Source organism: Tenacibaculum sp. M341, from assembly GCF_004337695.1.
Taxonomy (GTDB): domain Bacteria; phylum Bacteroidota; class Bacteroidia; order Flavobacteriales; family Flavobacteriaceae; genus Polaribacter.
This window is the reverse complement of sequence record NZ_SJXJ01000002.1, coordinates 349,703-362,992: the sequence shown is the minus strand read 5'-3', so window position 1 is coordinate 362,992 and position 13,290 is coordinate 349,703. Positions and strand designations below refer to the sequence as shown.

Sequence of the window (13,290 nt, the reverse complement as noted above, 5' to 3'; positions counted from 1 at the left end):
TTTAATGTTATCTTTTAATTAGTAGTTTTTTTCTAACACTTTCATTCGTCTTCGGATTGTATATTTCTATGGTATATACTCCTTGCGATAAATCGTTCACCATCACTTTATTTGAACTATCTTTATTGATGGTATTTCCTGAAAAGTCAATTACTCTAATCATTAAGTTACTGGTGTTTTCGTAACCTTTTATATTAATGTAATTGGTAGCTGGATTTGGGAATATGGTTACTGATGACAGTTCATTAGTTGCTAATGCTGACGGCTCTGTACCAGCAATTAAAGTTCCGTTAAGATATAAAGTGATGTTATTATTTTGCTGATAACTATTAGCGGCAGCATTGTAAGAATAGTCATTCGTTTCATCAAACGGGCTCCAATTTGATTTTGCTAAACGCCCTTGAATTGGTCCTGAGTTTTGTGAAGCTGCTAATGCACCTGCACCTGCATCAAAAGAAACTTCTAAATAATTAACGCCTCCTAATATTCCAAAAGTTCCGTTTACAAACTGAGAACCTAATTGTGCCCAATCACACCAAAAATTCAAATCATTATTTCCTTCAGAAGTAAACCAATATCTAATAGAAATGTCTTCATAATTCACCGATTCATTACCATTATTTACAATTCTTAGATGTGGATTAACCATATTATCGGTAGCATTACCTCCTCCATCTTTATACTCCAACCCAATAGATGCGGTCGTTTCTTCTCTTACAGTAATCGTCATACTTTCTGTATCAGAAAGACCTGCTCCATTATCAACAGTTAACACAACTTCATACGAACCTACTTGCGTAAATGTATGAGCAACGGTAACACCTGTATCTGTAGCTCCATCTCCAAAATCCCAATTATATGACAATCCATTTCCTGATGGATCTGTAGAAGCTGTTGCATCAAAATTAACTAGTAATGGCGCTACTCCTGAAGTAGTATCTGTAATAAAACTTGCCACTACATCTGTAGACTTAACTGTAATAGTTTCTGTAGCAGTAGTTGACAATATTCCGTCACTTACGGTTAAAGTAACCTCATAAGTACCACTTTCAGTAAAAGTATATGTAACCGTTTCTTCTGTTGATGTATCTCCGTTACCAAAATCCCATGCATACGTAATCGTATCTCCATCTGTATCACTTGAAGCCGATGCATCAAATAATACCTCTAAAGGTGCATCTCCCGATAATGTTGAAGCATTTAAAACAGCTATAGGAGCATTATTAGTGATCCCTGTAGGTTCTTCTCCACTAATTAAAACTCCGTTTAAATATAAACCAACTCTATTCCAAGTTTTAAATTCTTTTTGCAAACTGTTGTATGAATAATCATTTGCTTGATTCATATCTGACCAGTTGCTGTTGGCAAATTTTGCCTCTATTCGCCCTGAGTTTACATTGCTTTCTAATACACCTGCACCATCTGTAAAAGTAATTTCTAAATAACGTGTATCTTCATCAACAGTTACAAACTTTCCTTTTACATTACTGCTTCCTATTTGTGCATAATCTGTAAAAAAACTTAAGGCTAAATCATTTTCAATATCAAACCAATATCGAATACTCAAATCTTCATATGCAACACTTACCGATGCATTATTTTTAATTCTGAAATGAGGTTTTATAATATTTGTTACTGTACCTTCTGAAGCATCTTTATATTCTAAAGCTAAAATACCGTCTCCACCAACTTGAATAGTTCTTGGAGTAGATGTTTTACTATCGCCATTTCTTCCGATAGCTTTTGAAGTAATACTGTAATTTCCATCAGCTAACTGTATATCTAATTCAAAAGGAGCAATACTATCTTCGCCTATTTTAACTCCGTTTGCATAAAATTCTACTTTGCTAACCGTATTGTTTTCATTAATTAAATTGGTAGCTATATGTACTGAACTTCCTGATACATATTTATCGCCTGATTTTGGTGACATTAATGATGAATATATAATTTCACCTCCAGACATTTCTTCCATTTTGAAAGCATGCTCTTTATAAATAGCTAGCTCTATATCTCCTTCAAAAACACCAAACTTATCTCTAGGTGTATTGTTATCAGGAAACCACCAAAATGCGCTACCTCCAATTTTCTTTTCCTCTATAAATCCATAAATTTCATCCCACCATTCTAATCTTTCTATTTTTTCTACATTAAATTCACCTATGTATAAAGGCTTTTTAATTTGATCGTGAGATTCATCTGCCCATTGACAAATTAGTGCCATCGTTTCATCTAAAGTGAAATCTGCCCAACTCTCTCTAATATAAGGATGCGCTGATGTAAAATCTACATATGGTGATTCGTGAATTTTAATAAAATCATTTCCTTCATCTCCTCCAAACCCATACTTAAGTCCGTGTGCTTCTAAACCTGTACCTAATAAGTGATTGGAATCTATATTTTTTATAAAAGCTCCCATATCATCAACCCAAGCTCTCAATGTATCTGAAGTTAAATCATCTCCAAAACCTTGGTATCTTGGTTCATTCATTAATTCCCACGCTAAAATTGTAGGATCATTTCTGTACTCTACTCCGTCATAATGATTTTTTCTAGTGATAAAATACTCTACATAATCTTTATATCCTTGTATAGCCGATGCGTTGGTAAAAAACTGACCTTGATCATGAGTACCTGCACCTTCTACATCTATTCCTTCCCACTTTAATCTATCTTTAATTCCTCCATAGTCATTCCAGTAATTTTCTAATGCAATTATTAATTTTAATCCATTAGATTCTGCTGATTTTACTACATAATCGAAAAGAGAAAATTGTGCTTCACTATACACTCCTTTTTGAGGTTCAAATCCGTGCCAATCTTCATGGCTAAATCCCCAAATACGTATTACTCGAATACCGTTTTCATATAATTTTCTCATATGAGCATCTATACGATCTTTATCCATAAACTGAGTTTCAATATCTCCGCTTGAGGATCCGTAGGTAAAAAAATCGTACACATTAGCCCCTGAAAAATAAAAAGGCTTTCCGTTTAACATGAATTTATCTCCCTCTGCGTACACAAAGTTTGACATGTTTTTATTTGACTGTGATAGTATATTTAAAGAACTAAATAATAGCACTAAACACAACAATTGTATTTTGTGAATTAAGTTTTTCATTGTTCTCATTTTAGTTTATTGGGTTGATTAATTAAAACAATGCCTTTTACGAGTTTAAAAGAGAGGAGTTGTACAACTCCTCTCTATCTCAATAAAAAAACACACTAAATTTCCCTTTCTCTAGAAACTATTTTACAATAAGTTTTTTGGTAGTTACCAATCCGTTAGCTTTATCATTGATCTCTAAAATATATAGACCTTTAGCTAAGGCATCTACAGAAAGTTGTGTACTTGAAGTTCCTTTAAACTCTTTAGTTCTTACTACTTGTCCAGTGATATCAATTAAACGAAGAATTGTTTCACTAACTGCTTCTGTTGGTTGTAATGTATTTACATTATCTACAGATACAGTTACATAGTTTGATGCTGGATTTGGATATACACCTGCCACTAACTTAGGCTCTTTAGCTTTCACTGTAGTAGTTACAGGATCATTTCCGAAGAAGTATCCATAATCTGCATTTGCAAGTGCTACTTCAATTTGTGCCCAACTTCTGTGGTAATTTTGAGTAAACTCTTGACCAGAATTGTAAGCTTGCTCTAATCTTGCAAACTCAGGATCATTTCTATATCCAGATCTAATATCTAAGAAACTAACACCAGGTTGAATAGCATCACCGTTAGGCATAGTTCCAGAGAATCCATTAGGAACAAATACTTCTTGCTCAAAAATTCTTGAGAAATCTCCTCTTGATTCTGGTGCAGCAACTCCTTTATCATCTCTGTAAGTTCTCCACATTCTGTCTAAAATTTCCTTAGCTAAATCACGAGACTCTGTATCTAGTGTTGCATACTTTTTTGTAGCTGCTGCATAATAAATTAATGCTTTAGCTGTAGAAGCTGCAATTCCTAAATCTTTACCGTAATCAGTAACCGTTACACTTAAACCATTATTGTTACCTGGATTGTTAGGATTCCAAGTATCTGGCTCACCAGTCCACTCTAAAGTAGCAGGTACATCAAAATCATCTTCACCTATTAAAATAAATACATCTTTAACCCAACTAGACCACTTGTCCATTAAGTTTTTAGCCATAGGATCGTTAGTAATATAATAGTACTCTGCAATTCTTTCCATAGACCAAGCTTGCCATCCGAACCATGTTCCACTTCCTGGATCATGATATACTGGGTTAGGGTCATAAGCCATGTCATAGAACGTAGACTTTCCTGCTGGATATGGACTATAATCTCCATTCCAACTATTTGTTGCTCCACCTGCAATACCACCTTCTTTAGATTGTAACCAAGTGTAAAATTCTAATTGTCTTTGTAAACTTACACCCCAATCTCTTGATCCGTTTGGAGTAATAGGCTTTAATTCATTTGTTTGAGATAAAGCATAAGCTGCAACAGGATTTTGATATCCGAAATGACAGTGACTAGAACTAATTCTGAATGCCCAAGGTGCAGAAGTATCTACTGCTCCTCCCCATGAAATGTACCATGACATTAAATAGTGTGCACTATCGTAACCAGTACCAGCTCCTGTAGTTTCACTTTGTACTCCTAAAGGCTTAAAATATTTATCAAACATTCCTAATCTTAAATAGTCACCCATTTTAGTAGCCTTATCTAAGTCTAAAATATTTAAGTTTACATTTTGCTCTTTAGCATATACTTGTGCCCAATACATTACTTGTACCGCTCTTGCATCAGCATCAGTAGCACTCGTATATCTCCATTGTTTTGAATAATTTTGATCGATTGTGAATAATGGTAAATAACCATCAGCACCTCCCCAATCAAATCCTTCCCAAGATGGGTGTGGAATTGTTTCGTATACAGATTCTTGCTCTCCTCTTTGGAAAGTATTAATGTATGAAGGTGTACTTACACCATCTCCTCTATTTCCATATCCATAGAAATTATCGTTATCTAATAACCAGTGCATTTGATATACTTCTGGTCCGTAAGCTGCTGTTAATTCTGATGATACAGGATCTACACCCACAGGTGCAGAAAACTCTAATGGTGCTGGGTAATTTTCTGGTAATGGAAATTCTGGAGCATATGCCGCAGGACTTGATGGATTATAAGCAGCGTTTGTTGGCTGATCTGCTTTTGTTGGAATGATAAATTCTTCAATTTTATCCCATACATTGCTTAACGGAGCCCAATCACCTGTTACACGTCCATTCATTACTTCTAACCATAACCAATAAGAATATAATTCACTTGTAGATTCATGTCCATGATCTGGTGCTTCTACAATTAATGTTTCTATAGAGTGGTGCGGAGATCCATCTTTACTAAAATATCCATTATTCTTGTCTAAGAATTTAGCTCTCATTTCTTTAAACCTATCTATGTAGATATTTCCAGTTGGGTCTGGATCTGGGTCTGTATCAGGGTCACCTTTACTAACGGTAATCACTGTTGTTTTAGTTGCAGTACCACCGTTTCCATCATCTACAGTTAACTCAACATTGTAAGTTCCTTCACTTGTAAATGTATTTTGAGTAGCTTCTCCTGTTGCAGAGTTTCCATCATCAAATACCCAAGCATATGTTAAGTTATCTCCATCTGGATCTGATGAACTTGATGCATCAAAAGTTACTAATAATGGCGCATCACCAGATACAGGAGTTGCTGTAAAATCTGCTACTGGATCATTATTTTCTCCACCACCAGAACCACTACAATCAGGAGCTGTTGCTGTACTACTGAAATAAATGGTAAATGCACCTGTTTTTGATACTAATACAAAGTTTCCATTATCTATGGTAGCCCAATAAGAACCGTCAAAGTTTGCAAACCCAGAATTCGTAATTGTAATTTCTGGTTGTGACGAATTAAAATTTTGACTCACTTTTGGTTTTAAATCATTCCACCAAGATGGTACTCCATTATTGGTAAGCATTGAAAACTGATACAATCCATTATTTGTTAAGTCCCAATTAATTGTAAAGTTAGAGACATTATCAAAATTTGGACCACCTGTTCCCAATACAAAGATGTTATTAAATTGTTTGCTTATTGATGGTAAAGCGCTAGCTGCGGGCGTATCAAAAGCACAAGTATTCGCCATCTCTTTAGTATTATCGACGGTACTTGCATTACAATTTGGTACTTGAAAACCTACTATTAGGACCAAGCATAACAGTTGTAACTTGTTAATTAAATTTTTCTTCATTGTTGTTCATTTTGATTAAAAGGTTATTTACTAAAACTGTGTTTTACACTAATTTTATTTTATTCTAAAACTATTTTACAATTAGTTTTTTGTTAGTAATTACTCCACTTGAAGTATCTTTTACCTCTAGTATATACAACCCTTTAGCTAAAGCATCTACAGATATTTGTGTTCTTAAAGTTCCTGTAACTTCTTTTGTTTTTACCACTTGACCAGTTACATCAATTAATCGAAGTATTGTTTGATTTACCGATTGTAACTGCTTTAATGAATTACCATTATTGATAGTTACTGTAACTAAGTTTGATGCTGGATTTGGATACACTCCAACTTTGAATGCTGATTGTTTAGCTTGTGTTGTAATTACTTTAGAAGTACCTAAAGCATTAATGCTTTTACTAGCAATACTTGCATTACAATTTGGCTCTTGACTACTTGCACTGAAATAAATAGTAAACCCACCTGTTTGCGATACAAGTACAAAGTTTCCATCGTTAATAGTAGCCCAGTATGAACCATCTAAATTTGGAAAACCTGAATTAGCAATAGTAACTGCTGGCTCTGATGAATTAAAGTTTTGCGTTACTTTTGGTTTCAAATCATTCCACCAAGAAGGCACTCCATTATTTGTTAACATTGAAAACTGGTATAAACCATTGTTTGCTAAATCCCAGTTAATCGTAAAATTACTTACGTTATCTAAGTTTGGACCTCCATTTCCTAATACAAAAATGTTATTAAATTGCTTACTGATAGAAGCTAAAGGAGTACTAATTGGTGCTCCAAAACCACAAGAAATGTTTCCATCTGTAGCTGTAATTGTTTTAGTAACTGAATCTGACTCTCCATCTGCATTGGTAACTGTTAAAGTTACTACATATGAATTCGGATCGTTATAAGTAGTTGATGCTGTTGCACCAGTTGCTGTTTCTCCGTTTCCAAAACTCCACTCATATGTTAAAGCACCTCCTTTTGGATTTACTGAAGATGATGCATCAAAGTTAACTGCTAAAGGAGCTACACCACTTTCAACATCGGTAGTGAAAGCTGCTATAGGACTACCATCTGTTACTGTAATTGCTTTTGTTGCTGGTGATGATGTATTGGTACCATCACTAACAGTTAATGTTACTGTATATGAACCAATCGCTGTATAAGTTGCTGTTGGCTTTTTTAATGTTGACGTAGTACCATTTCCAAAATCCCAACTGTATGTTAATGCATCTCCATTTGGATCTGAAGAAGCTGAAGCATCAAATGTTACTTCAAAAGGAGCTATTCCTGAAGTTGGTGTTGCTGTAAATGAAGCTGTAGGAGTATCTCCACCGTTTGGTTCTTTACCTCCTACCAATACACCATCGGCATAAATAGGTACATTATCTACTATTTTCAAAGAATTAGTAATCCCTGTTCTTGAAAAATCATTTGAAGCATCCCAAGCACTTTCATCTGCTGTGTTAGGAATTCCTACTCTCATTTGAATTTCGCTTCTATATTCTCCTTGACCTCCTGGGAAAGGCATTTGATCTTGATCTACCTCAACCTCTACATAATAAATGTTTGTTGAAGCATCCCATGCTTGTAATTGTGAAACAGCACTTCCTGCTCCACGAGCTGTAATTTGATAATCACTTGGTGATAAACCAGCTGCAATACCTTCAGAAATATCTATAAAATAACGAGCCGTTAATGTATTAGGAACTCTTGCTGGCCAAGCTGATCTGTTATTTAACCAAATTGCAACTTCTGTAAACTTAGAAGAAGTACTATTAATTTTTACTTCATTCATAAATTCTGCTCCAGGAGCTTCTGGTTGTGGGAAATTTGCTAGAGGTGTTCCTCCAAATTCCATTACCATTCTTGCTAAAACTCCTTGATAACAAGCATTATAATCTGTTGCTACTTCGTTTTCTTGGAAATCAGAACGATCTTCATCATACCCATCATCTGCTGAGTTTGGACCACCTATTAAAGCTCCCCATAAAGTATGTCTAGATTCTGCAGGAATTGATTCACTACGTCTCCAACTACTGTGTTGACCTCTGTGGTGAATTTTTGTTGGAGGATTGTTTCCATAACCCGTTACAAAACTTCTGTTTAATGGATTATCTCCTAAAGCATATTTTACTTGATTTACAGCAAAATCATGATATTGTTGCTTTTTAGAGGTAGCTACATTATCGCTATAAATTAATGCTGTTAAAGCTGCATTCATAGAATGACGTAATGATCCCCATTGGAATAAGTGCGCTTGACCTCCTGGAGAATAATCGATTCCTCCACCTGGCTGCCAAAAATCTAAATGACGCTCAGAATCTGCTATATACTGATCTTTACCAGTTAAGATTGCTAATAAAACCATGTTTCCATATGTTTTATCATCCCATACTAAACTCCATAAAAAATCTGGCTGCGCATATTCTGCTTCAGCTTTGTCTAAATATTTTTGATCTCCTGTTGCTTGGTACAACCATAACGCTCCCCAAACAACTTCATCTTCGTAAGGTCCAGCAGGATATGTTGGTCCTACAGGTGTTCCTCCATCCGTATGATAAGATCCTCTGTTTTTGTCTCCAAATTCGAATAACTCTTCTGCATGTCTTAATAAAGTAGCACTGTAAGCAGGATCGCTATCTTTAAAAACCATACTTGCAGACGCTAATGCTGCAGCAGTTTCACAAGAAACTTCTGTACCTGGATTAGATGGAGTTAATTTGTGTGCTTTTCTTTCACCGTACATTGGGTGCACATCTACCATCTCTGCTGGCATCCAAAAATTATGATCTTGCCCTTTTTCTGAAATTTGTACGTAAAATTCATTTGGACTAGGATGACATTTGATAAAATAGTCTGTTACCCATTTAATATTACGCTTAAAAATTTCAGTTTGATTGGTATTATCATAACCGTCTTTATATTCTAAGTATCCCCAGTTTAAGGCAGTTACTGAAAATGCCATAGGGAAACCAAACTTGATATGGTCTCCGGCATCATGCCATCCACCAGTTAAATCGAGTCCAACGTCTTTTCCGTCGTTAATTCCAGAGTCTCCACGCCAACTAATACGATTCCAATCGGGGAGTACACCAGACTGTTGTGTTTCATAAAAAAGAAGTGATTTTTGCAATGCTTCGCCATAATTGTGTTGAGCAAATACATGCATTGTTAATGCGAGAAATATTCCCACACAAAACTGTTGTAGTTTCATAGTATTAAAAGATTTAGTTTGTTACTTTTTAAAATGAGTTATCCTGGTTGGCTAGCGATTTATTTTTTTTGCTACCAATAATGGAATAACCAATACAAATACTAGAATTGTAAAATTTTAATGAAGATACCGTGGTCGGGGGGATGCTTTGGTTAAAATTATTCTAGAGGATTATAATTTTTAAAATACAATTTTACTAAGATATTTTTTGAACATCTTTTAGTGTAAAGTTATATTGATTTTAATTTAAGGGGTTAAATTGTTTACTTGATTAATCTTTATTTTAGTTAATAATTTTACTTTAATTTATTTGGCTCACTATAAAATTAACCATAAAAAACTAACTAGCAAAGACTTCATTACAACATTGAAAAAAATGTTTAGAAGAAAGTATTTTTTGTATAAAAAACGACCGAAAATTGGTTAACCATCTGCTTGGAATTGTAAGGTATATAATTTCGTGACTCTTTTTTTTTCATAGTAATAATTTGAGGTATTGAAAAAAATTAATACCAAAAAAAAGCTGTTCAAATTGAACAGCTTATATCTTTATGAATATGTTTTGCTTATTATTTAGCAGCTGGTGCCATTTTAGAAGCAATTGCAGTCATAGTTTCAGAGAATTTCTTTGCAGTTTCTGCATCTTTAATTAATCCTTGTAACTCTTGACCTTTTTTAGCTAACTCTACTCCTTTAGCAGCTAAATCAGCATTCTTTACAACATCTTTACCTCCGTCGATATATGCTTTTGCATACTCAGCGTAAGACTTTAAGTACTCTCCAATTTTAGGATCGTCAAATTCAGGAATTGTAACACCTTCGATAGCTGATGCTACTGCTCCAGTAGTTTCTGTAACTGCTTCTTTAGCTTCTTCTACTACTTTAGCTGCCGCCTCTTCAGTTTTTTCAACAACCTCAGTTGTAGTTTCTTCTACTTCTTCTTTTGCTTCTTTAGCTTGCTTACAAGACGTTGCTAATAAAGAACCAACAACTAATACAGATAAAATTACTTTTTTCATGGTCTTAATGATTTTTAGTTTAAGATTGAATAACAAATGTAACATTTTAACAGAAGTACACAAGTTTTACTACTACTTCTTTAATGTTTATTACAACAAAAGAACGAACAACCTTATTGAATATTTTATGATTGTTCATTTTTGACAATTAATTTGTATTGTTATTATATTAAGTACCCTGCTTAAACTTTACCCTTGAAGTAATGGTTTTATTCTACTGCAGCACTAAACTGTTTATCGTACAGCTTTTTATAAAAACCTTCATTTTTATTTAAAAGGTCTTTATGGCTTCCCTGCTCTACAATTACACCTTTGTCCATTACAATAATTTTATCTGCTTTTTTTATGGTAGCCAATCGATGGGCAATAACAATAGAGGTTCTTCCATTGGTTATTTTATCTGTAGCATATTGAATCATTTGTTCAGATTCTGTATCTACAGAAGAAGTAGCTTCATCTAAAATTAAAATACTTGGTTCGCTTACATAAGCTCTTAAAAATGCAATCAACTGTCTTTGTCCAGAAGATAGCATTGCTCCCCTTTCCTTTACATTATAATGATAACCGTTAGGTAAGGTTTCAATAAAATCGTGAATACCTATTTGTTTGGCTGCTTCTACTACTTTTTCAAAAGAAATTTGATCATTCTTTAAAGTAATATTGTTTAAAATAGTATCAGAAAATAAGAAAACATCTTGTAACACTACCGCAACTTGGTCTCTTAATGAGTCGATATCATAATTTTGAACTGCTAATCCGTCAACTTTTATAGCACCACTATCAATTTCATAAAATCTACTTATTAAATTGATAATTGTTGATTTACCAGCTCCCGTAGCTCCTACAATGGCTACTGTTTCTCCTTTTTCTACATTAAAAGAAATTCCTTTAAGCACTTCCTCTCCTTCAATATAGCTAAATCGAACATCAGTAAACTGAATATTTCCTTGTAAATTTTGAGCTAAGGTAGTTCCTGATTTATCAATGGCACTTTCTGTATCTATTACATTAAATACGCGCTCACCAGAAACAATTCCCATTTGTAATTGGTTAAATTTATCTGCTATTTGACGTAATGGTCTAAACAGCATTTGTGCCATTTGTACAAAACTAATAATAGCACCTACGGTAATGGCTTTGTTTCCTATTACTTGTAAACCACCGTACCATACAATTAAACCGATAGCTATTGACGATAAAATTTCAGCAATTGGAAAAAAGATGGAATAATACCATACCGTTTTTACATGAGCATTTTTATGCTTTTCATTGATACTTTTAAAGTTTTCGTATTCTATTTTTTCTCTATTAAATAGTTGTACTATTTTCATTCCGGTAACTCGCTCTTGTACAAAACCATTTAAGTTTGCTACCTGATTTCTTACTTCTTGAAATGTTTTTTTAATAGCTATTTGAAATAATTTTGTAGCGTATATTAAAATAGGTAATACAGCAAGTGCTATAATTGCTAGTTTCCAATTAATAACAACCATTACCACTACAACTACTAGCATTTTTAATACATCACTCACAATCATAAAAACACCTTGTGAGAAAAAGTTTGCAATAGTTTCAATATCTGATACTACACGAGTTACCAACTTACCTACAGATGTATTATCAAAATACGCCATTTTAAACTGTAATATTTTGGTGAAAATACTGGTACGAATATCTTTAATAATATGTTGCCCTACCCAGTTTGCGTAATAAATAAATGTAAACTGAAGTAATACTTGTACTAATAAAATTACCGACATTAAAATGGTAAAGTTTAGTAATCTATTTAAATCTTTAGTAGCTGTAAAATCATCAATTGCTTTAAACAAAACAACCGGACTTGCAGCTGCAAAAATTGCTAACAAAATGGTAGCAATACTAGCTACCCAAAATTGTAAGCGATACTTTTTTGCGTATCCCATTAAACGGGCAAAAATTTTAATATCGAAAGCGTTTCCTGTATTTGTACTCAAAATTTATATATAATCGTATGCTACTTCAGTTAAAAATAATCCTTTTGCCGGAACCGAAACTCCTGCTTTGCTTCTGTTTTTACTTTCTATCACAGCTCTAAAATCATCAATTGTAATTTTTCCTAATCCTACATCTAATAACGTTCCTACAATGGCACGCACCATATTTCGTAAAAATCTATTGGCTGTAATATAAAAAGTTAACTCGTTACCTTTTAATTTCCATACTGCATTAGTTACGGTACAGTTATAGGTAAACACATCTGTTTTTACTTTTGAAAAACATTCAAAATCTTCGTATTCGTATAACATAGCCGCTGCTGTATTCATAGCTTCTACATTAATATTTTTATAATTTAATTGCCAAGTAGTATCTAATAAAAACGGATTTCTACCTAACCAAATTTTATATTCATAACTTCTTTTTGTGGCATCAAAACGTGCATGCGCTTCGTCTTCAACTTTTATTGTTTTGTAAATTACAATATCGTTGGGTAGAATTGCATTTAACTTATAGGTGAAATTTTCATCTAAATCGGCATCTACATCAAAATGCGCATACATTTGAGAAGCGTGTACACCTGTATCAGTTCTACCAGCTCCAACAATGTTTATTTCTGATCTTAAAATAGTACTAAGTCCTTTATTTATTTTTTCTTGAACAGTAATTACATCTGGCTGCACCTGCCACCCGAAGTAGTTTTTTCCGTTATATGAAAGTTCTATAAAATACCTCAAGAAGTTCTGTTTTTTTAAACAGCTAAACTACGCATTTTATTTGTTTTTTTAATTGATCGCTTTTTAAAACAAAAGCAAATTTTCTGTTAAAC

6 protein-coding genes are annotated in these 13,290 nt (G+C 33.6%); all 6 read right to left on the bottom strand.

Going from position 1 to position 13,290, the window contains the following annotated elements:
• Window positions 1-7: 7 nt before the first annotated feature.
• Window positions 8-3,124: a PKD domain-containing protein gene (locus EYW44_RS03450; RefSeq protein WP_165872147.1), complete on the bottom strand. Its 3,117-nt coding sequence runs from the start codon at window positions 3,122-3,124 to the stop codon at window positions 8-10.
• A 127-nt stretch (window positions 3,125-3,251) separates the two neighbouring features.
• The gene (locus tag EYW44_RS03445) at window positions 3,252-6,260 is read right to left on the bottom strand and encodes a glycoside hydrolase family 48 protein (RefSeq protein WP_132722266.1); all 3,009 of its coding nucleotides are present in this window, start codon (window positions 6,258-6,260) and stop codon (window positions 3,252-3,254) included.
• 70 nt (window positions 6,261-6,330) lie between these two features.
• Window positions 6,331-9,468: a glycoside hydrolase family 9 protein gene (locus EYW44_RS03440; protein ID WP_132722265.1), complete on the bottom strand. Its 3,138-nt coding sequence runs from the start codon at window positions 9,466-9,468 to the stop codon at window positions 6,331-6,333.
• Between the two features lie 569 nt (window positions 9,469-10,037).
• The gene (locus tag EYW44_RS03435; protein ID WP_132722264.1) at window positions 10,038-10,487 is read right to left on the bottom strand and encodes a hypothetical protein; all 450 of its coding nucleotides are present in this window, start codon (window positions 10,485-10,487) and stop codon (window positions 10,038-10,040) included.
• A gap of 209 nt (window positions 10,488-10,696) precedes the next feature.
• Window positions 10,697-12,460: an ABC transporter ATP-binding protein gene (locus EYW44_RS03430; protein WP_132722263.1), complete on the bottom strand. Its 1,764-nt coding sequence runs from the start codon at window positions 12,458-12,460 to the stop codon at window positions 10,697-10,699.
• 3 nt (window positions 12,461-12,463) lie between these two features.
• Entirely contained in the window at window positions 12,464-13,198 is a 735-nt protein-coding gene (gene truA / locus EYW44_RS03425) for a tRNA pseudouridine(38-40) synthase TruA (protein ID WP_132722262.1), read from the bottom strand.
• Between the last annotated feature and the right edge of the window lie 92 nt (window positions 13,199-13,290).

Coding starts and splice junctions, on each gene's coding strand:
- EYW44_RS03450 (WP_165872147.1), bottom strand. CDS start 3,124: ATGAAAAACTTAATTCACAAAATACAATTGTTGTGTTTAGTGCTATTA.
- EYW44_RS03445 (WP_132722266.1), bottom strand. CDS start 6,260: ATGAAGAAAAATTTAATTAACAAGTTACAACTGTTATGCTTGGTCCTA.
- EYW44_RS03440 (WP_132722265.1), bottom strand. CDS start 9,468: ATGAAACTACAACAGTTTTGTGTGGGAATATTTCTCGCATTAACAATG.
- EYW44_RS03435 (WP_132722264.1), bottom strand. CDS start 10,487: ATGAAAAAAGTAATTTTATCTGTATTAGTTGTTGGTTCTTTATTAGCA.